Here is a 19624-nt window from a genome sequence, read left to right as displayed (position 1 = left end):
CCGCCCGAGGCGTTTTCCTCGTTCACGGCCAGCGCGATCAGGTTCACCCATTCCTGCCAGTACTTCGGGTCCCGGTCCTTGTCCTCCTTCAGGAGGCGTTCGTGCCAGTCCGGGGCCCGGCGGCGGACCTTCAATCCGCCCGGCAGCAGGCCCTCGCGCTTGAGGCTGACCTCGACGCAGGCCTCCATCACGGAGTAGATGTGCAGCAGGCCCTCGCGGATCTGCGCCTCGGTGCGGGCGGCACGTTCGTTGACGAACATGATCTCCCCGATCGAGAGGCCCTTGGCCCGGCAGTGGCCCAGCAGTTCCGCGGCCGTGCGGAACGGCAGCGGCAGTTCCTTCTTGGACTCGGCGAGTTCCTGCAGCGCGGCGTCCTCCTCGCCCTCGCGGACGATGAACCCGCCGCCAACGGAGAAGAACGTCGCGCGGTGCAGGACGTCGCCGCCGGCCTCCGCGACGGTGAACGTCATGCCGTTGGTGTGCCGCGGCAGAATCGTCAACGGCCGCAGGACCATGTCCTGCACCCCGTACGGCAGGGGCACGGCCCCGGCGAGCTGCAGGATGCCGGTCCCGGCAATCGTGGCGAGGCGTTCCTCCACCTCCGCCGGGAGGATCAGCTCCGGATGGAAGCCCTCCAGCCCCAGCAGGATCGCGGTCATGGTGCCATGGCCATGGCCGGTCGCGGCAAGGGACCCGTAGAGGTCAACGCGCAGCGACGCCACCCGCTCCAGCACCCCGGAGGCCTTCAGCTCTTCGGCGAACACCGCGGCAGCCCGCATCGGGCCCACCGTGTGCGAACTGGACGGCCCAATGCCGATCGAAAAGAGATCGAAGACTCCAACAGCCATGATAAATACCTTTTTGTGAGAACGACGACAGCCGGAAGGCGGTGCGGCCGCCGGGTGGCGGCGGTTCCGCCGGATGCACGACGCCGGGCGGCAGCTTGTGGCGGCGGCCCGGCGTCGTGATCTGTACTGCTCCTACTACCTGTAATACGGCCCTTAGGCGAGGTTGGCAACCGAGGGGTAGAGCGGGTGGGCGGCGGCGAGGGCCTCCACCCGGGAGCGCAGACCGGACAGGTCCGCGCCGGCGTCGGCGGTCAGCGCTTCGGCGATGATGTTCGCGACTTCGGCGAATGCTGCCTCGCCGAAGCCGCGGGTGGCCAGCGCGGGGGTGCCGATGCGCAGCCCGGACGTGACCATCGGCGGGCGCGGGTCGAACGGCACGGCGTTGCGGTTGACGGTGATGTCGATTTCCGCGAGGCGGTCCTCGGCCTGCTGACCGTTCAGCTCACAGTTGCGCAGGTCCACGAGGACCAGGTGCACGTCGGTGCCGCCGGAGATCACGTTGATGCCCTTCGCGGTGACGTCCGGCTGGACCAGCCGCTCGGCGAGGATCCGGGCGCCGGCCAGGACGCGCTCCTGGCGTTCCTTGAACTCGGGGGACGCGGCGATCTTGAAGGCCACGGCCTTGCCCGCGATCACGTGCTCCAGCGGGCCACCCTGCTGGCCGGGGAACACCGCCGAGTTGATCTTCTTGGCGATGTCGGCGTCGTTGGACAGGATGATGCCGCCGCGCGGACCGGCGAGGGTCTTGTGCGTGGTGGACGTGGTGACGTGGGCGTGCGGAACCGGGGACGGGTGCAGCCCTGCGGCGACGAGCCCGGCGAAGTGTGCCATGTCCACCATCAGGTAGGCGCCCACGGAATCGGCGATCCGGCGGAACTCTGCGAAGTCCAGCTGCCGGGCGTAGGCGGACCAGCCGGCCACGATCAGCTGCGGCTTGTGCTCCTGGGCCAGGCGCTCCACCTCGGCCATGTCGATCCGGTGGTCGTCCTCCCGGACCTGGTACGGGATCACGTTGTACAGGCGGCCGGAGAAGTTGATCTTCATCCCGTGCGTCAGGTGTCCGCCGTGTGCCAGGTTCAGGCCCATGATCGTGTCACCCGGACGGATCAGGGCGTGCATCACGGAGGCGTTGGCCTGCGCGCCGGAATGCGGCTGGACGTTGGCGTACTCGGCGCCGAACAAGGCCTTGACCCGGTCAATGGCCAGCTGCTCAATCACGTCAACGTGCTCGCAGCCGCCGTAGTAGCGCTTGCCCGGGTAGCCCTCGGCGTACTTGTTGGTCAGCACCGAACCCTGCGCCTGCATAACGGCCTTGGCGGTGTGGTTCTCCGAGGCGATCATTTCCAGGCCGTCGCGCTGGCGCGTCAGCTCGGCGTCGATCTTCGCGGCGATTTCCGGATCCAATGCGGACAGGTCCGCGTCCAGGCTCGGGGAGACGACCTGCACAAACGCGACCGTCCCGGTGCCCGCGGCTGTGCCTGCGGCCGGGCTCACAGCTCGCCGCCGTTGGTCGCCGCGTACTCCTCGGCCGACATCAGCGGGCCTTCCGCGGTCACTGCGACCTTGAAGAGCCAGCCGGCACCGTACGGGTCACTGTTGATCAGCGCGGGATCCTCGACGACGGCAGGGTTGATCTCGGTGACCTCACCCGTGACCGGGGCATACAAGTCGGAAACGGACTTCGTCGACTCGACCTCGCCGCAGGTCTCCCCCGCGGTCACCGCGGAGCCGACCTCGGGCAGGTCCACATACACAATGTCACCGAGGGCATCGGTGGCGACGGCGGAGATGCCGATGGAAACATCGCTTCCGGCCTCCTGCGCAACCCATTCGTGCTCTGCGGAGTACTTCAGTTCAGCGGCAACTTTTGCCATGTGATTTTCCTAAGTCTTGGATTGGTCGTGGGTGCAAAATCTATTGTGGCCGGGTTACGCGGCCACAACCCGAATTCCCGCGGAAAGGTGGGCTGACCGCGAGGGGGCGGCGGGCCGCGGTTTTCGAAAGCCTGCGTCAAAGCGACGAAGGAGCAGCACGCGTGAAAACCGGGGCCAGCCGGCCCCGGAGCCGGGACCCGCTACGGTGCCCGGGTACCGCTGGGGTACCCGGGCACCAGAGGGGCTACTTGACGCGTTTGTAGAAAGGCAGGGCGACGACTTCGAAAGGCTCGGCCTTGCCGCGGAGGTCAATGTCCAGGGCGGTGCCGGGTTCGGTGAATTCGACGTCGACGTACGCCATGGCGACCGGGTAGCCCAGGGTTGGTGAGGGCTGCCCGGAGGTCACTTCCCCGACCACGTTGCCGTCCTTCAGGACCGGGTAGTGGCCGCGGCCGGCCCGGCGCCCCAGGCCCTTGAGGCCGACGAGCTTGCGGCCCGTGGTGGATCCCGCGCCGGATTCCTTTTTGGCGCCCAGGGCTGCCTTGCCGACAAAGTCGCCTTCCTTGGAGAGTGCGACGACCGGGCCCAGTCCGGCGGCGAAGGGGTCGCCGTCGAGGGAGAGTTCATTGCCGTAGAGCGGCATGCCTGCCTCAAGCCGGAGCGAGTCGCGGGACGCGAGTCCGGCGGGCGTGAGTTCGCCGTCTTCGGCGATCGCGACGAGCGCCTGCCAGAGGGCGGCGGCGGAGTCGTTGGCGACGAAGATCTCGAAGCCGTCCTCACCGGTGTAGCCGGTGCGGGCCAGCAGCAGTTCGTGGCTGGTGCCGCCGAACATAAAGGGGACGTCGACGGCGGCGTAGTACTTCAGGCCGGTTACGAGGTCGTGCTGCGCGGCCGGAACCAGGCGCAACAGGATCTCCTGCGCCTTGGGGCCCTGCACGGCGATCAGCGAGGTGTCCGCGGAGGCGTCCTGGACGGTGACGTCAAAGCCGCCGTCTTTGCCGGATGCGGCCCGCTCGGCCAGGGCAGCGGCGACGACCTTCGCGTTGCCGGCGTTCGGGACGACCAGGAACTTTTCCTCCCCGCGGCGGTACGTGATGAGGTCATCGATGATGCCTCCGTCCGCGTTGCAGATCAGCGAGTACTTGGCCTTGCCGATCGCCATCGCGGAGATCTTGCCGACCAGGGCGTAGTCCAGGAAGGCAGCGGCGTCGGGGCCGGTCACCCAGACTTCACCCATGTGGGAAAGGTCGTAGAGTCCGGCGGACGCGCGGACGGCGTGGTGCTCAGCCAGTTCGGAGCTGTATTTGAGCGGCATCTGCCAGCCGCCAAAGTCCGTGAAGGAGGCGCCGAGTTTCTTGTGCTCTTCGTAAAGGGCCGTGTAGTTCTCAGTCATCGTTGGCAGTCCTTAGTTGGCGGAGTCATCGGTGTGGTCCTCGAAGGCTTCGAGGGGAGGGCAGGAGCAGATCAGGTTGCGGTCCCCGGCGGCGCCGTCGATCCGGCCGACCGGCGGGAAGTACTTGTCCTGCCGGAGGTGGTGGACCGGGAAGACGGCCTGCTCGCGCGGGTATTCCCGTTCCCAGCCGGAGTCCACGACGGCGGCCGCGGTGTGCGGCGCGTTGCGCAGCGGGCTGTGATCGAGGGAGAAGTCACCGTTGGCGACCTGGTCGATTTCGGCGCGGATGGTGATCATCGCCGTGATGAAGCGGTCGATCTCGCCGAGATCCTCGGACTCGGTGGGCTCGACCATCAGGGTTCCGGCGACCGGGAACGCGAGGGTGGGGGCGTGGAAGCCGTAGTCGATCAGGCGCTTCGCGACGTCCTCGGCGGTCACTCCGGTCCGCGCCGTGAGTTCGCGCAGGTCCAGGATGCATTCGTGCGCCACGAGCCCGCCTTCGCCGGTGTAGAGGACCGGGAAGAACTCGTTCAGGCGGGACGCGATGTAGTTCGCCGCGAGCAGCGCCGCCTTGGTCGCCTCGGTCAGGCCCTGGCCCCCCATGAGCTTCACGTACGCCCAGGAGATGGGCAGCACGCCGGCCGAGCCATAGCGCGACGCGGAGATCGGGGTGCCGCCGGCACCGTTGGCCGGATCCGCAGCGTTGCCCGGCATGAACGGTGCCAGGTGGGCCTTGGCCGCGACCGGGCCGACGCCGGGTCCGCCGCCGCCGTGCGGGATGCAGAAGGTCTTGTGCAGGTTCAGGTGCGAGACATCGCCGCCGAACTGGCCCGGCTGGGCCAGGCCCACGAGCGCGTTGAGGTTGGCGCCGTCCACATAGACCTGGCCGCCGGCGGCGTGCACGGAGTCGCAGACCTCGCGGACGTCGGCGTCGTAGACACCGTGGGTGGAGGGGTAGGTGATCATGATCGCGGAGAGCGCGTCCTTGTGCAGCTCGATCTTGGCCTGCAGGTCCGCGTGGTCGATCGTACCGTCCGCGGCCGTGGCCACGACGACGACCTTCATGCCGGCGAGCACTGCCGAGGCCGCGTTGGTGCCGTGTGCGGAGGCCGGGATCAGGCAGACGTTGCGCTGGGCGTCGCCGCGGGAAAGGTGGTAGCCGCGGATGGCCAGCAGGCCGGCGAGCTCGCCCTGCGATCCCGCGTTCGGCTGGATGGAGACCTGGTCGTAACCGGTGATCTCCGTGAGCTGGGCTTCGAGGTCCTCGATCAGTTCCCGCCAGCCCGCGGTCTGCGATTCCGGGGCGAAGGGGTGGATGGAGGCGAATTCCGGCCAGGACATGGCTTCCATCTCGGCGGTTGCGTTCAGCTTCATGGTGCACGAGCCCAGCGGAATCATGGTCCGGTCCAGGGACAGGTCACGGTCGGAGAGCTTGCGGATGTAGCGCAGCAGCTGGGTCTCGGAACGGTGCGTGTGGAACACCGGGTGCTGCAGGAACTCAGAGGTGCGCTCCACGGCGGGGTCCAAGGCGAACCCGTCCGTCGAGTCGACAACGCCGGCGCCGAAGGCCGCGACGACATCGGCCACGACGGCCACCGTCGTGGCTTCATCCGTGGAGACGCCAACGGTGTCCGCGTCAATGGTGCGCAGGTTGATGCCGTTCGCAGCGGCGGCGGCGATGATCTGCGCGGCCTTGCCGGGAACCGAAACAGTGACCGTGTCGAAGAAGCTGGTGTGCAGCACGTCCAGGCCGGCCGCCTTCAGCGACGCGGCGATGGTCTTCGCATGGCCGCTGGCAGTCTCGGCGATGGCCTTCAGTCCGTCCGGGCCGTGGTAGACGGCGTAGAAGGAGGACACGATCGCCAGCAGGGCCTGCGCGGTGCAGATGTTGGAGGTGGCCTTCTCGCGGCGGATGTGCTGCTCGCGGGTCTGCAGCGCCAGGCGGTAGGCCGGGATGCCGGTGTTGTCCTTGGAAACGCCGACCAGACGGCCGGGCATGGACCGCTCGAGGCCCTTCTGGACGGCCATGTAGGCGGCGTGCGGGCCGCCGAAGAACAGCGGCACGCCCAGGCGCTGGGTGGAGCCGACAGCGATGTCGGCTCCCTGCTCGCCCGGAGGGGTGATCAGGGTCAGGGACAGCAGGTCCGCGGCGACGGTAACCAGCGCGCCGCGTTCCTTGGCGGCGGCGATCACACCGGACTGGTCCCACACGCGGCCGGAGACGCCCGGCTGCTGCAGCACGATGCCGTTGATGACGCCGTCGGGCAGACCCTGGGACAGGTCAGCGACCTCGACCTCGAAGCCGAGCGCCTCGGCGCGGCCCTCGACGATCGCGATCGTCTGCGGCAGCAGGTCGGCGTCGAGGACGGTCTTGCCGTCGTGGGCGGTTTTATTCTTGTTCGCCCGGCGCATCATCAGCACGGCCTCGGCGACGGCAGTGGCTTCGTCCAGCAGCGAGGCGTTCGCGATCGGCAGGCCCACGAGGTCCTGGACCATGGTCTGGAAGTTCAGCAGCGCCTCAAGGCGGCCCTGGGAGATCTCCGGCTGGTACGGGGTGTAGGCGGTGTACCAGGCCGGGGCTTCAAGGATGTTGCGGCGGATCACCGGCGGGGTGAGCGTGTCGTAGTAGCCCTGCCCGATCATCTGGACGGCCGTCTGGTTCTTGGCAGCCAGCTTGCGCAGCTCGGCCAGGACCTCGACCTCGCTGAGGGCTTCGGTGAGCTCCAGCGGGGAATCCTGCCGGATGTTCTTCGGAACGGCCGTGTCCACGAGCGCATCGACGGTGTCGTAGCCGACAGCCTTCAACATGGCGTCGATATCGGCCTGTCGGCGGGCGCCAATGTGCCGGTCAACGAAGGACGTGGAGGCTGAGGTAACAGTCACAAGGAACTCCATAAATAAGGCGGCGCAGGGTGCGCCACATTGATTCGGGTTCCTCCCCACTCTGTATTGGACCTGAGAGTTTCCGCGCCGCCGTGCTCTCGCATGGCCCCGCTTGCACCGTCGGTGAGCACAGCGTGTCCGAGGACAGCCTGCTACTTTCCAGAGTTGCCTTGCCGCGGCGGTACGTGGGCCTGAGAGATTCCTGGGGAGGATTTGCTCCTACGGCGCCTGCTTGTACCTACTTGCAGAACTCTCCCGCCGCAGATCAAAGGCATATTAAGTTGGCGTGACAACAGTCACAGCCTCCATTGTCCTATGTCCGGGCCGCGTCCGCAAACTAGTGACCCCGTACGGGCGAGAGTTAAGCTCCCGCCCCCGTCGTCGGGGGCGGAATCGCGGGAAACTAGCGGGGTCGCCGTTTCGTTTCCTGGGAGTTCGCAGATGTCCGGCGATCCCGTCGGGCGGGGCGTCCACCCGGGCGTCAGCCGCGGAGCCGCCCGAGGGCCGCGAGGAGGCCGTCGACGTCGGGGCCGACCGCCGGGAGCGGTCCGCCCGGGCCGCGCGCCAGCATGGCATTGAAGTACAGGCCGTCGCCCATGTAGAGGACAGGCTTGGCCATGGCGGGCCCGACGTCGGCCGCCAGCAGTTCCAGCCAGCCCGCCTGGGCGGCGGCCATCCGCCGCAGGGTTTCCTGGTGGGCGACCTCGGCCAGCCGGGTGGCCGCGACGAAGGCGCGGTCCAGCGGGGTGTCCGCCCAGACCGAGGACTTTATGAAGTACGCGGCAGCGCCCTCCGCGGCGGCGGCCATGGCAGCGAGGTCGTCGGCGAGGAGCCGGTCCAGCCGTTCCAGCAGGACCGAAATCATCGCTTCCTTGTTCGGAAAGTGGTACAGCAGCCCGCCCTTGGAGACACCGGCCAGCTTCGCCACCGCATCCAGCGTCGCGGCACGTTCGCCCTCTTCGATCAGCAGGGATTCGAAGGCATCAAGGACGGCTTCGCGGGCGACGGGTTTTCTGGCCATGGTTCCTATCATGCCCCGCGGCGGGAGCGGGTTCTTACCGGGCCCGCTCATAACTATACCGTCCAGACGGTATAGTTATAGTTTATGAGCGAGACTTCCTTCACCCGCAGCAGCACCGGCACCCTGGGCGGCCACGCCGGCGGACCGGCGTCGAACCTGGCGCCGCGTGCCCCCTGGCGCGACTGGCTGGCGCTGGCGCTGCTGATGTTTCCGGTGCTGCTCGTGGCGGTCGACAACACCGCCCTGACCTTTGCCCTGCCGGCCATCGCGCGCAGCCTCGACGCCTCCGGGGTGGAGCTGTTGTGGATCGTCGACGCCTATCCCCTGGTGCTCGCCGGTCTGCTCGTGGCGATGGGCAGCCTCGGCGACCGGATCGGCCGCCGCCGGCTGCTCTTCATCGGCAGCACGGGCTTCGCTGCCGTGTCGGCGGCCACGGCCTTCGCCCCCAGCGCAGAATGGCTGATCGCCGGACGCGCGGGGCTGGGATTCTTCGGTGCCATGCTGATGCCGTCCACACTGTCCCTGATCCGCAACATCTTCCCGGAGCCCAACCGGCGCCGGCTGGCCGTGGCCATCTGGGCTGCCGGCTTCTCCGGCGGCGCCGCGCTGGGACCCATCGTCGGCGGCTGGCTGGTGGAGCACTTCTGGTGGGGCGCGGTCCTGCTGGTGGCCGTGCCGATCATCCTGCCGCTGCTGGCCCTGGGCCCGGCGCTGATCCCGGAATCGCGCGACCCGAACCCGGGCCGGGTGGACATGTCCAGCATCATCCTGTCCCTGCTGGTCATGGTTCCGGTGGTCTACGGCATCAAGGTGCTGGCCACGCACGGGCTGGCCTTCGAGCCACTGGCCGCCATCGCCTTTGGCCTGCTGATGGGGTACGCCTTCATCCGGCGTCAGCGGTCCCTGCTCGCAGACGGGACAGGAAACCGTGCAGCGCCGCTGCTGGATATCAGCCTCTTCGGCAACCGGATCTTCAGCACCGCCATCATCGCGAACGTGCTGGCCTTGTTCTCCTTTAACGGCTTCATTCTGTTCCTCGCCCAGCACCTGCAGTTGCTCGAGGGACAGTCCCCGTCGGAATCCGGCGTCGCGATGGTCCCCGCCCTCATCGCCACCGTGCTGGCCGGCCTGCTGGTAGTGCCCCTGGTGAAGAAGGTCCGCCCCGGTTTCGTGGTGGCCTTCGGGCTGCTCCTTAGCGCCGGGGGCTACTTTTTGGTGGCCTTCGGCGATCACGGCGATGGCCCCGCGCTGCTGCTGGCGGCACTGCTGGTGCTGTGCCTGGGCGTGGGCGCCGCGGAAACGATCTCCAACGACCTGATCCTCGGCGCAGCCCCGGCGGAGAAGTCCGGGGCGGCCGCCGCCATCTCGGAGACCGGCTACGAAATCGGCTCCCTGCTGGGCACCGCCATCCTCGGGTCCATCCTGACAGCGTCCTATCAGGGCAATCTCCGCCTGCCCGCCGGCGCTGCCGAGGCGGCCCCCGCTGCAGCGTCCGCCCAGGCCGGCGAGACGCTGGCAGGGGCCGTCGAGCTGGCACAGGTCTTGCCGGGACCGCTAGCGGAGTCCGTGCTGGCGGCCGCCCGCATTGCCTTCGATTCAGGCGTCCACATCACGGCGACCATCGCGCTCGTACTCATGGCAGGGGCGTCAGTCCTCGCCGCCGTGGTCCTCCGGAAGGTTCCGACCGCCGTGTAGCCGCGCGGCGATCACGCTCCGGGGAAGGCCGGGGCGGCAGCTGCCGCCCTGACAAATGCCGAGCGCCCGGCGCCGGGAGTACCGGGGCCGGGCGCTCGAGACGGCTGGCGGATGCTACTTGCTGTCCGCCGTCGTGACACTGGTGCTGGCGCGCATTATCTCCGCGTTGACCAGCCAGGCGTACTGCTCGAACTTGGCGATGAACTCGTGCAGCAGGTCCGCCGTCGTCGGGTCCTCTTCGTCCACTTCGTCGTGGACTTTGCGCATCGTGCCGACGGCGGCTTCGAGTGCCGCGACGATGCGCTCGATGGCGTCCTTGGTGTTGATCAGGCCGGCCGGGAACTCGGCGAGCGAGGTGGACTTGGATACCGTGGAGCTGCGGCCGTCCGGGAGGGCATGGAGGGCGCGCATACGCTCCGCCATGTCATCCGCGTAGGCGCGGGCAGAGTCGATGATCTCGTCCAGCTGCAGGTGGAGGTCCCGGAAGTTTGTCCCAACGATGTTCCAGTGTGCCTGCTTGCCCTGAACGTGAAGTTCGATCAGGTCCACGAGCACTGCCTGCAGGTTCGTCGTGAGGGTCGGTGAAGCTTTCATGCGTCCTCCTGAGTAGGTCGATACCGTTGCGCACGATGCCCTTACGTCCGGCATCGCTAGATCCGATGCTTCCGACGCTACCGCAGGGCGCTGCAGGATCGCGATGGTCCCGGGAGAATTTCTCAGTCAGCTTACTAAGTTGGCTTATCAAGCATCCGGCAACCGCCCGGACCGCCGGGGATCACCAGAAATGCGCGACGTCGACCACGAGCCGCGAGCCCGTGTCCGGACCGGCCAGGGTGAAAACACGGAACGGCAGCCGGGCCCGGACCCCGAGGCCGAGGCTGGAATACCCTTCGAAACTGCCGGCCCATGCCACCTGCCGGAAGGTCTGGTAGCCGCTGACGTCGCTCAGTTCGTTCGGGTTCGCCGGGTCGTAGGTGGGCTTGCCGTTGCCGTCATAGGCCGGAGCGTGTGCTGTGACCTGTAGGAACGCCTGTCCCCGCAGCGGGACCGGCAACCCCGAGCCGTCCTGCGTTACCTGCGGAACATACCGGACGGTATAGCCGCCGACGGGTCCGTTGAGGTCGATGACCAGTCGGTCGAAGCAGTAGTGCTGCCCGGTGCGGACATTCGTCACCGGGGCTTGGCTCAGCGCAGGTTCCACTTTGGCCAGCGACCCCCACACCAGTCCGCAGTAGGGATCCGCCGACGCGGGACCGGGGGCCAGCAGCCCCGATCCGACAGCCAGCAGTAGAGCTGTCAGCCACACCCGGAACTTCTTCATTTGGGGCCGCCCCTCACGCGATGAGATAGCTCCAGAATAGGGCCGATTCCCGGGCGAATCGAGGGGCTGGCAGACTCGGCGCCCAAACCGTTAGGCGCCGCCGCGACCGGTCACAGGACGGTTGCGCCGCCTTCGTCCCGCCGACGGATAATTCCGGGGAACGGCGAAGCGCCGGCCCCTGTGGGTTCCGGCGCTTTGTCGTGCCTTTGCAGTCTGGCTGGCGTGTTTCTGAAGTGGTGGTGCGCGGCGGAAAGTCCCCTAGCCTTCGCAGTCGCGGCAGTACTTCAGGCCGTTCTTTTCCTTGGCCACCTGGGACCGGTGACGGACCAGGAAGCAGGAGGAGCAGGTGAATTCATCGGACTGCTCGGGAACAACAATGACGGTCAGTTCTTCGCCGGACAGATCGGCGCCGGGAAGGTCAATGCCTTCAGCTGTGTCGTTCTCATCGACGTCGATGACAGCAGTCTGGGCGCCGCCGCTGCGGGACGCCTGAAGTGCCTCCAGCGACTCAGCCGGAGACTCTTCCTCTGTCTTGCGTGGTGCGTCGTAATCGGTTGCCATTTGGGGTTCACTTTCGTTGCTGCGCAGCGCCATTTCAGGCACCTCAGTGAAGCAGTTTAGGACATTATGCACGCAGTCGAGCAATAGTGTGGCGAATCACACGGTTTGCGTCGCGCTGCCCCGCGAATGGGACGGACAGGCGGCAGCACGGAGCGGTTCAAAGCGTTCGACGACGGTTGGGCTGCCCGGTGGGCTGCCCGCTCAGGCAACCGGCCAGACGATGAGCGTCTTCCACTTTGCCGGATCAGGCTCGGCGGCCGGGTCGCTGAGGTAGTACTCCCACATCGCGTTCCCCGGCGTCAGACCTTCGGCCTGCATTTTCTCCATGATTGCCCCGTACGTCTCGGGGAGCGTCTCGTACGGGCCGACATGCATCGCCTCGAAGGCCGGGCCGGCAGGCAGCGATCCCGCGACCACACCGGCGTCGGCACCGCCGGCGTTGCCGGCGCCGGGAAGGGGCGCCGCCACCGGAAAGCCCGCCTCTACGTCGACGACGTCGGTGGGCGTTCCTCGATACAGCGCGAACGGCGGCCCGGCCAGCTGGACGTGCTGTTGTTCGGTCGAGCTCATCACCGAACGGTACGCGCGGCTGAAGAACTCGCGCAGTTCGTTCATCCGAACGGTTTCGCGGAGCACCGCCGTTGGCTGTTCCTCGAGCTGGGTGGACTTGATGTCCGGCGTCTTTTCCGGATTCGTTGCGGTCATAGGCCAACACTCCGCTGTGCTGTTTTGGCGGTCTAGGGCCTAACGTCCCGCGCCCCGGGAGGGCGCCTCCGCGGCAGGCCCGGCCGTGTCTTCACCTGGCTTAGTGGTTCTGACCGGGGTGATTCATCAGCACGAGGATTGTTCAGTGGTTCGGGGTTCAGTAGTCCGGATAGAGCTCCGCGGACGCTGTAACTGGATTGAGGGGCCCGGCAATCAGTGCAGCGTCACCGAGGGCGGCTTCTGCGAGCGCTTCGCATGTCGAGAAGCGGACGTCGCCTCGTTCCAGCGCAGTTTCGATAACGGTCCGCAGCGACTCCAGCCTTCCTGCTCGCCCAGTGAGGAACGGGTGGCAGGTGAGCATGAATAGGGCACCGTGGCGTCGCATTGCGTCGATCTCGTGAATCCACATGTCCGCCACGACCAGTGGCGACTGGATGACTTCACCGATCTTGGGTTCCGGAAGGAAGGCATACTGCTCCCAGTCGTCCAGACTCCAATGCGGGGGGAGCTCCGCAACCGTCCCTGCGGGGGTTTCAATGAGATACGGGACGTCCGCATCCATCAGGCTGGAATCGTATTTCAGTCCGTACTCGGCTACCAGCAACGGCGTCTGCCAGGAGGGCTCCCACAGTGCGGCGCGATGCCCCTTTGGAGAAATGCCGAAGCGCCCGAGTGCCGAAAGCGCCCGATCGAAGTCAGCGCGTTCATCGTCGAAAGTCATGCTCACCGCCGTGCGGTGAGTGTGTGAGTGGTGCGCGATTTCGTGCCCAGACTCCAGGACCTGTTCAACCATCCGGGGATATCGTTCCGCGGTTACGCCCGGAATGAAGAATGTCGCCGGCTGCTGCACGTCCTTCAACATTTGGAGAATCCGGGGAACACCCACTTTGGGTCCGAACGCCTGGTGAGTCATCGCCATCGCGTTGTCGGCATAGCGGCGACCGGCGGCCAGAATGGGAGACTCGGCGTCGACGTCGAACGTAAGCGCCGCAACGCACGCCGCCCCCTGCCTCCAACCGCTCTGATCGAGGTCAGAAGTCATGGCCGGAGAGCCAGTCAGCGTAATCGCCGAGGGCCCGCTGCAGCGGCCAGGCCGATTCGTAGCCTAGATCCTTGGCCGCGGAAGCGATGCTGAAGTGGCCCTGCAAGTCCAGGGTTGGATCCGTCCCGGGACCGATCTCCACGGAGGCGTCCGGGAACGCCATTCGAACTTCCTTGACTACGTCGCTAAGTGTCCAATATTCGCTGCCGGAGATGTTGTAGGCCAGGGGCCGGGCTGAGGCTGTCTGCGGCGCCTGGACTGCCGCCAACGCGGCAAGCGCGACGTCGCGGACGTAGACCAGGTTGTAGCGGTGGTCGGCCCCGTGGTCCTGTGAGAATGAGCCGTCACGGACTACGCCGCGCATGATATCCCGCATGACTTCATCCATGCGGTTTCCGGGTCCGTAGACCTGGCCGATGCGCAAGGAGATGACGTCGATTCCATATCTGTCGCCGTAGACCTGGCCGAGCCATTCCCCGGTGACCTTTGTCACGGCGTAAGGCGTCGTGGGGTTTACTGGCTCCGATTCGAGAACTACAGGCGCTGAGGTCTTTCCGTACACGCACTCGGAGGAGAAGTTGATGATCCGTTTGACGCCGTGCAACCGTGCTGCTTCGAAAAGCGCCACTGTTCCTTCGACGTTGGCAGCAAACGTTGCCAGGGGGAAGCTCAAAGAATAGGTCGGGTGGGATATTGCGGCGGTATGGACGATGGTGTCGACGCCGTGCTCCTTGAATACCTCGAGGAGACGAGGGATATCAAACAGCTCGCCTTGGACGGAAACGACATCGGGGCGTGGCGCCTCGATGAAATCCCGGTTGTAGCTGACCGTTTGATGGCCGGCGTCGGCGAGTTCGTTGATGATGTGGCGTCCGGTGAATCCGGCACCACCTGTGACCAGTACGGACCTCATGTGATATTGCCTTTCAGCACGTGCGGTGGATGTGGGAATCAGTGCCCAAGCGGGAACGTCGTCGTTCGACCACCGTCGACAACAAGGTTTGTTCCCGTGACATACGAGGATTCAGGACCCAGTAGCCACAGCGCTGCGGCCGCAATCTCCTCAGGCAGGGCGAACCGTCCAAGTGGTACGGAAGCTTCGTCCCTGGCGCGTTCTTCTTCGTTTGCGAACTCGGCCGCAAGCATCGGGGTATCTGTCGTGCCCGGCGACAGCGCGTTGACCCGGACGCCGGCCGGTGCGAGTTCGGCGGCCAAAGACCGCATCATCGAAAGCACGCCGCCCTTGGTCGCGGTGTATGCCGTGTAGCCTGCCTGGCCGACGAGTGATAGCTCGCTGGCAGTGCAGACGATCGATCCACCGCCGTTGGATGTGAGCGTTCGCGCCGCTGCCCGGGCGAAGTGGAAAGTGCCGGTCAAGTTCACCCGGATCAGTCTCTGCCACAGCTCGTCGGACGTTTCGGCGATGGGCGCAACACTGGAGATCCCTGCGGCGTTGAAGGCTCCGCTCAGTGGTCCGAGTTCTGCTTCCGCCTGGGCGAAGGCGCTATCGACCTGTGGGGACTCAGATACGTCGGCTTCGATGAAGATCACAGCGCCCGACAGTTGGCGTTTTGCGTCATCAAGCAGACGGTCCGGGAGCCCTACTGCCGCAACCTTGGCCCCTTGCGCCAGGAGGGCCCGGGTGGTCGCCAGACCGATGCCGGAGCTGGCTCCGGTGACTAGGTAGGTCTTGTCCTGAAAATGGCTCATGTCTTCTCTTCCCCATTGGTTGTGCAGGGCGGGCAGTATGCCCCAGGTCCCGGTTCGGGGGCATACGCCGGAATTGCCGATTTAGCCTGGATGGCTGAATTAGCCAACGAGCGCACGAGTGTGGTCGTTGAGGAACATGCCGCGGGGGTCGAACTCCCGGCGCACCTGGATGAAAGTGTCAAGCTCCGGGTAGAGGCGCTCCAAGCGGCTCCTCGTCATGAAATGGATCTTGCCCCAGTGCGCACGCGGCTCGAATTCCTGAAGCAGCGCGTCTGCATCCCGGAAGAAAGGCCAGTAGTCGGTTCCAGGTTGAGTGGTCAGGGTAATGACGGTGGTATCGCGTCCTTGGAACTGGGACATGTAACCTTCGTCGGCCTTCACCCAGCGGACCTCTACGGGGTACTTCTGGTCGGGATGCTTGGTGCGGATCAGGTTCTGAACAGCCTCGACGGCCTCCAGGCCGTGCTGGCTGGGAACGAAGTACTCGAGTTCATGGAACTGTGTGGTGAATCCGCCCGGGTAGATGCGGTAGGACCGGTCCAGCCGCGCACCCTCCGTGCGCGAAACTTCACGCTCGTCCTGGATCTGGGCGACGTTGTACCGCTTGGTGTAGCTGCGGTCTGCCATGTTCTGGCTCGGCGAACCGGGTAGGTCCAGGAGCTCGCATGAATCGTCGTCTGGGCACCAGAGGAATGAGTAGTGCCTGTTCGCGTCGATGTCGGTCTGCCAGGTTGCCGCGGTCTCCGCCCACGTGGGATACGTAATTTCCTCCTGCAGGTAATAGCGGTCCTCTACTGCCAGTTCGACCTCCAGGAAGATTCCGAGTGTACCCAAAGCGACCTGGGCGGCCTTGAGTTCGCGGAGTTGCCCTTCACCGATTTCGACGATTTCGCCGTAACCGTTGATCAGCCTGACCCAACGCAGGTTTGATGAAAAGCTGCCCAGGTCCTTCCCGGAGCCGTGGGTGCTGGTAGAGAGCGCCCCGGCGATCTGCTGCTTGTCGATGTCGCCCTGGTTGCCCAGCGCCAGCCCCTGCTCCCACAGTGGATCGCCAAAAGCGCTGATGGTGGTGCCGGCCAGGGCCCTCGCGCGACGGCGGACAGTGTCGGTCCCGGTGATTGCCGAGAACGCGGACATGTCCATCAGGACGCCGCCCGTCTGAACAAGCGGAGAGGACGAGTGCCCTGAGCCGACTGCGCGGACGGGCAGGCCTTCGCGGATGGCGAACCGGACGGCATCGAGCGCTTCCTGTTCAGTCCGCGGCCGGACGGTGAAGGCCGGTGTGGCGCTCTGGTTTCCGCCCCAGTTGGTCCACGTTACGTCTGTCCCGAAGGGAGCGGACGGGGTTGCAGCGCGTGCCGACGACGCGGCGTGGGGATTCGTGGTGGTCATTGCTGAGCTCCGATGCTGGTCTCAACGCTCACGCGCTGTGGTTGATCATGACGTGCTTGGTCCGGGAGTAATCGTCCAAGGCATATAGCGAGAGGTCACGACCATAGCCGGATCCCTTGAATCCGCCCCACGGAACCTCACAAGCCAACACCAAGTGTGAATTGACCCAGACGGTGCCGAAATCGAGTTGCTTCGGAACGCTGAGCGAGAGGCTCGAATCCCGCGTCCATACCGAAGCAGAAAGGCCGTAGGGGCTCTCGTTTGCCCGAGTTATGGCCTCTTCAGTGGAACTGAAGGACTCGACGGTGACGACGGGACCAAAGATTTCGTGAGTAGCAATATGGGCGCCGGCCGGCACGTTGCTGATCACTGTGGGTTCAATGAAGTAGCCGGTACCTTCCAAGGCCGAGCCACCGATGGCCACTTGAAGACCCGCGGCCTTTGCCTCGGCAAGCGATTCCTTCACGCGTTCGAAGTGCGGCCGCGAAATCATGGGACCGATTTCCACGTCGTCCCCTCCATCCGGGGCGCCGACGACGAGCGTGCCGACTTCCCGCACCAGGTGCTCGGTGAACTCCTCAGCTACGGACTCGTGGACCAGCACGCGGCACGCAGCGCCACAGTCCTGGCCGGCATTCCAGAAGCCGGCGTTTCGCACGCCGGCGGCGGCTGCGCGGACGTCGGCGTCGGGGAAGACAACAACAGGGGCCTTGCCGCCGAGTTCCAGGTGGACGCGCTTGACGGACCGGCCCGCGGTCTCTGCCACTGCCTGTCCGCTGACGACGCTCCCCGTCAACGCAATGAGGGCGATATCAGGGTGTTCGGCGAGCCGCTGTCCAACGGTTCGGCCTTGTCCCGTCACGACATTGAGAATTCCATCGGGGATGCGTCCGGCTACAAGTTCTGCCAGCTTCAGCGTCGAGAGCGGAGTCTGTTCCGAGGGCTTGAGGACGATGCTGTTTCCGGCGGCCAGGATGGGCGCGATCTTCCAAGCAGCCATCAGCAGCGGGTAGTTCCAAGGGGTGATGACGCCGACGACCCCGACGGGTTCCCTGAGGATGACCGAGGTGTGTCCGGTGGCGTAGTCGCCGCCTGCCATGGACGTCAGTGTGCGGGAAGCCCCGGCCATGAATCGGAAGGTGTCGATGGTGCTGGAGACATCGTCCTCTGCGACCATCCGCGGCTTGCCGGTGTTGGCGGACTCGATGATTTCGAATGCTTCACGGTTGGCTTCAATGATGTTGGCGATCAGGGAGAGCACCTCGGAGCGTTCCTTCGGGGTTGTGGCGCCCCAGGACTTCTGGGCCGCCACGGCCGCCTCAACCGCAACGTCCACGTCCGAGGCTGTGCCGGCCTGCACCGATGCGATGACCTGCTCCGTGGTGGGATCTACGACGTCGATCAGCCGGGTCGAGGAACCGGGAACAAACGTTCCACCGATGAAGTGCCCCGCGGGAGGCAAAACGGCGGGCAAGAGGCCGGCGCAGCTTTGCTCCGCGGAGGAGCGTCGGACTGTGAACTGCTCGGTGTCAGTGAGTGTCATGATGTTTTGCCTTTGCTTTCTGCGCCGGTCTCGGCGTCGGGAGTCTGTGTTGGGGCGGGCGGACATGCAGGGGGCGGGCGTTAGGCCTGGGGAGCTTCAATCAGGTCAGTTGCGAATACGGGCGACTGAAAGGGGACGGCATCCGGGGTCTTCCGGAACACACGTGCCGCAAAGTAGTACAGGGGTGCAACGACCACGAGGCCAACAATCCAGGAGAGGTCCACTCCGTTCATCGCTGCGGCGACAGGGCCCGTGAACATCGCTGTTGCCGAGAACGGAACCTGGATCAGTGCGCCGGCAACATAGGCTCCGATCGCAATCCAGTTGAACCTTCCGTAGATCCCGCCGTCGCGCTTGAAGAAGTCTTCAACCCTGTAGTCGCCGTGCCGCAGAAGGTAGTAGTCGACCAGGTTGATGGCCGTCCAGGGAACCAGGACGTACATCAGGAAGGAGAGGAAGTTCGTATAGAAGAAGATGAAGTTGTCGCGGGCGAACAGCGAGATCAGGAGGGCGAGCGTGAAGAGGATGATCGCCGCAATGGTCCGGGTCTTGGCGTGGGGCAACCAGGCTGGCCTGAACGTCTGCCCAATGGTGAGGGTGCACAGGACCCCGCAGTAGAGATTCATGGCGTTCGACGCCGCAACGCCGAGGCAGAAGATTCCGATGATCACCATGGTCCATGGCCCGAGCAGGGCTCCCAGGCTCCCGACTATTTCGACGCTGCTGCCATCGTTGATCAGTGCCAGGGCGAGCGTTCCCACCAAGGCACCCAAGACCATCGGGAAGAGTGTTCCCAGGACGCAGCCTGAGTAGGATGCCCAGAACGCCGGGGCCGAGCCGGTGCCCTGAGGCATGTAGCGGGAGTAGTCCGAGACGTAGGGAGCGTAGGCGAGCTGCCAGAGGGCGGAGACGGAGATGGTGGCCATGAAGCCCACCCAGTTGAAGTTTCCCTGGTCCAGGAAGCTGGCCGGCAATCCGTGGACCACCAGGATCCAGGCGAAGGCCAGCACCAGCGCCAGACCGGCCACGATGCTCAAGAAGCGTGCATAGGCGTGGATGAGCCGGTAGCCGAAGATGGTGGCAACGACGCTCACGACGCCAATGACAATGATGCCGGCGTCAACACTGATGCCCGGGTTGACTGCGGCCAGTGCTTGACCGCCAAAGACGAGGTTCGCCGCAAAAAACCCGACGTACATGATCACCACGATGACAACGATCAGCAGAGCCCCGTACGAACCGAATTGGCCGCGGGTCTGAATCATCTGCGCCACGCCCAGCTGCGGGCCTTGGGCCGAATGCAGGGCCATGAAGATGCCACCGACGAGGTTCCCAATGATGATTCCGACGATGGCGGGCACAAAGCTGAGCCCGAACACCGTGGTCGCGAGTCCCCCGGTCACGATGGTCATGATCATGATGTTCGAACCGAACCAGATGGTGAAAAGGTCCCGTGCCTTTCCATGGCGTTCGTCGGCGGGGATGGGTTGAATGGTCTTGTCTTCGAGCCGGGGCACCTCGGCCGCGACGGCGTGAGTGGGTTGAGCCTTCATGATGCGTTCCAGGAGTTCATGGGAACCTCGTTTTCTGTCCCGGCGCTTCGTCGAGCACGGGATCTGATGTATCAATCATTCGT

The 19624-nt window shown here is 65.6% G+C and carries 17 protein-coding genes and 2 riboswitches; of the genes, 1 reads left to right on the top strand and 16 read right to left on the bottom strand.

Translation table 11 applies throughout. The features are described from left to right. The 6 genes from J2X01_RS20030 to J2X01_RS20005 all read right to left on the bottom strand — a co-directional run. On the bottom strand, window positions 1–848 hold an 848-nt coding region (locus J2X01_RS20030; protein WP_310061652.1), incomplete at its 3' end, for a serine dehydratase beta chain. Window positions 849–1001: 153 nt separating this feature from the next. Continuing rightward, entirely contained in the window at window positions 1002–2342 is a 1341-nt protein-coding gene (gene glyA, locus J2X01_RS20025) for a serine hydroxymethyltransferase (protein ID WP_310061649.1), read from the bottom strand. After that, the gene (gene gcvH, locus J2X01_RS20020; protein WP_310061646.1) at window positions 2339–2722 is read right to left on the bottom strand and encodes a glycine cleavage system protein GcvH; all 384 of its coding nucleotides are present in this window, start codon (window positions 2720–2722) and stop codon (window positions 2339–2341) included. Before gcvH ends, glyA begins: the two co-directional genes overlap by 4 nt. Before the next feature lie 244 nt (window positions 2723–2966). Next, the gene (gene gcvT / locus J2X01_RS20015; protein WP_310061643.1) at window positions 2967–4115 is read right to left on the bottom strand and encodes a glycine cleavage system aminomethyltransferase GcvT; all 1149 of its coding nucleotides are present in this window, start codon (window positions 4113–4115) and stop codon (window positions 2967–2969) included. A 12-nt stretch (window positions 4116–4127) separates the two neighbouring features. Continuing rightward, window positions 4128–7010 (bottom strand): aminomethyl-transferring glycine dehydrogenase, encoded by a 2883-nt coding sequence (gene gcvP / locus J2X01_RS20010; protein ID WP_374725002.1) that lies wholly within the window; start codon window positions 7008–7010, stop codon window positions 4128–4130. Window positions 7011–7049: 39 nt separating this feature from the next. After that, a riboswitch (glycine riboswitch) is annotated at window positions 7050–7166 on the bottom strand. A gap of 1 nt (window position 7167) precedes the next feature. Then, window positions 7168–7266, bottom strand: a riboswitch (glycine riboswitch). A 213-nt stretch (window positions 7267–7479) separates the two neighbouring features. Then, window positions 7480–8019, bottom strand: a complete 540-nt coding sequence (locus J2X01_RS20005; protein ID WP_310061638.1) for a TetR/AcrR family transcriptional regulator — start codon at window positions 8017–8019, stop codon at window positions 7480–7482. A gap of 84 nt (window positions 8020–8103) precedes the next feature. Here J2X01_RS20005 and J2X01_RS20000 point away from each other — a divergent pair, with 84 nt between their 5' ends. Further along, the gene (locus tag J2X01_RS20000; RefSeq protein WP_310061635.1) at window positions 8104–9714 is read left to right on the top strand and encodes an MFS transporter; all 1611 of its coding nucleotides are present in this window, start codon (window positions 8104–8106) and stop codon (window positions 9712–9714) included. Between the two features lie 114 nt (window positions 9715–9828). Here J2X01_RS20000 and J2X01_RS19995 read toward each other — a convergent pair whose 3' ends face one another. From J2X01_RS19995 to J2X01_RS19950, 10 genes are all read right to left on the bottom strand, one after another. Next, window positions 9829–10308, bottom strand: coding sequence for a Dps family protein (locus tag J2X01_RS19995; RefSeq protein ID WP_310061632.1), 480 nt, complete (start codon window positions 10306–10308; stop codon window positions 9829–9831). 181 nt (window positions 10309–10489) lie between these two features. After that, complete coding sequence (locus tag J2X01_RS19990; protein WP_310061630.1) at window positions 10490–11035, bottom strand: AMIN-like domain-containing (lipo)protein; 546 nt, start codon at window positions 11033–11035, stop codon at window positions 10490–10492. 258 nt (window positions 11036–11293) lie between these two features. Further along, window positions 11294–11596, bottom strand: a complete 303-nt coding sequence (locus tag J2X01_RS19985) for a DUF4193 domain-containing protein (RefSeq protein WP_310061627.1) — start codon at window positions 11594–11596, stop codon at window positions 11294–11296. Between the two features lie 201 nt (window positions 11597–11797). Continuing rightward, entirely contained in the window at window positions 11798–12301 is a 504-nt protein-coding gene (locus tag J2X01_RS19980; RefSeq protein WP_310061624.1) for a GyrI-like domain-containing protein, read from the bottom strand. Window positions 12302–12458: 157 nt separating this feature from the next. Further along, on the bottom strand, window positions 12459–13343 hold the full coding sequence (locus tag J2X01_RS19975) for a polysaccharide deacetylase family protein (protein ID WP_310061622.1): 885 nt from the start codon (window positions 13341–13343) through the stop codon (window positions 12459–12461). After that, a complete protein-coding gene (locus tag J2X01_RS19970) occupies window positions 13333–14256 on the bottom strand; it encodes an NAD-dependent epimerase/dehydratase family protein (RefSeq protein WP_310061619.1) in 924 nt (307 codons plus the stop codon). The genes J2X01_RS19975 and J2X01_RS19970 overlap by 11 nt, the downstream gene beginning before the upstream one ends. Window positions 14257–14294: 38 nt before the next feature. Next, window positions 14295–15053 (bottom strand): SDR family NAD(P)-dependent oxidoreductase, encoded by a 759-nt coding sequence (locus J2X01_RS19965; RefSeq protein ID WP_310061616.1) that lies wholly within the window; start codon window positions 15051–15053, stop codon window positions 14295–14297. A gap of 99 nt (window positions 15054–15152) precedes the next feature. Next, window positions 15153–16445 carry a D-arabinono-1,4-lactone oxidase gene (locus J2X01_RS19960; RefSeq protein ID WP_310061613.1) on the bottom strand — a complete coding sequence of 431 codons (1293 nt, stop codon included), beginning with the start codon at window positions 16443–16445 and terminating at the stop codon, window positions 15153–15155. A 28-nt stretch (window positions 16446–16473) separates the two neighbouring features. After that, complete coding sequence (locus J2X01_RS19955; protein ID WP_310061611.1) at window positions 16474–17988, bottom strand: aldehyde dehydrogenase family protein; 1515 nt, start codon at window positions 17986–17988, stop codon at window positions 16474–16476. Window positions 17989–18068: 80 nt separating this feature from the next. Further along, window positions 18069–19541 (bottom strand): purine-cytosine permease family protein, encoded by a 1473-nt coding sequence (locus J2X01_RS19950; RefSeq protein WP_310061609.1) that lies wholly within the window; start codon window positions 19539–19541, stop codon window positions 18069–18071. Window positions 19542–19624 lie beyond the last annotated feature (83 nt).

This window comes from Arthrobacter ginsengisoli (assembly GCF_031456935.1).
In the GTDB taxonomy this organism is placed as follows: domain Bacteria; phylum Actinomycetota; class Actinomycetes; order Actinomycetales; family Micrococcaceae; genus Arthrobacter; species Arthrobacter ginsengisoli.
The sequence above is the reverse complement of the archived record's forward strand: the minus strand, read 5'-3'. Positions and strand labels throughout refer to the sequence as shown.

Bases quoted from the DNA above. Each gene is read 5' to 3' on its own strand.
- gcvH (WP_310061646.1), bottom strand. From the start codon at position 2,722: ATGGCAAAAGTTGCCGCTGAACTGAAGTACTCCGCAGAGCACGAATGG.
- gcvT (WP_310061643.1), bottom strand. From the start codon at position 4,115: ATGACTGAGAACTACACGGCCCTTTACGAAGAGCACAAGAAACTCGGC.
- gcvP (WP_374725002.1), bottom strand. From the start codon at position 7,010: ATGGAGTTCCTTGTGACTGTTACCTCAGCCTCCACGTCCTTCGTTGAC.
- J2X01_RS20005 (WP_310061638.1), bottom strand. From the start codon at position 8,019: ATGGCCAGAAAACCCGTCGCCCGCGAAGCCGTCCTTGATGCCTTCGAA.
- J2X01_RS20000 (WP_310061635.1), top strand. From the start codon at position 8,104: ATGAGCGAGACTTCCTTCACCCGCAGCAGCACCGGCACCCTGGGCGGC.
- J2X01_RS19995 (WP_310061632.1), bottom strand. From the start codon at position 10,308: ATGAAAGCTTCACCGACCCTCACGACGAACCTGCAGGCAGTGCTCGTG.
- J2X01_RS19990 (WP_310061630.1), bottom strand. From the start codon at position 11,035: ATGAAGAAGTTCCGGGTGTGGCTGACAGCTCTACTGCTGGCTGTCGGA.
- J2X01_RS19985 (WP_310061627.1), bottom strand. From the start codon at position 11,596: ATGGCAACCGATTACGACGCACCACGCAAGACAGAGGAAGAGTCTCCG.
- J2X01_RS19980 (WP_310061624.1), bottom strand. From the start codon at position 12,301: ATGACCGCAACGAATCCGGAAAAGACGCCGGACATCAAGTCCACCCAG.
- J2X01_RS19975 (WP_310061622.1), bottom strand. From the start codon at position 13,343: ATGACTTCTGACCTCGATCAGAGCGGTTGGAGGCAGGGGGCGGCGTGC.
- J2X01_RS19970 (WP_310061619.1), bottom strand. From the start codon at position 14,256: ATGAGGTCCGTACTGGTCACAGGTGGTGCCGGATTCACCGGACGCCAC.
- J2X01_RS19965 (WP_310061616.1), bottom strand. From the start codon at position 15,053: ATGAGCCATTTTCAGGACAAGACCTACCTAGTCACCGGAGCCAGCTCC.
- J2X01_RS19960 (WP_310061613.1), bottom strand. From the start codon at position 16,445: ATGACCACCACGAATCCCCACGCCGCGTCGTCGGCACGCGCTGCAACC.
- J2X01_RS19955 (WP_310061611.1), bottom strand. From the start codon at position 17,988: ATGACACTCACTGACACCGAGCAGTTCACAGTCCGACGCTCCTCCGCG.
- J2X01_RS19950 (WP_310061609.1), bottom strand. From the start codon at position 19,541: ATGAAGGCTCAACCCACTCACGCCGTCGCGGCCGAGGTGCCCCGGCTC.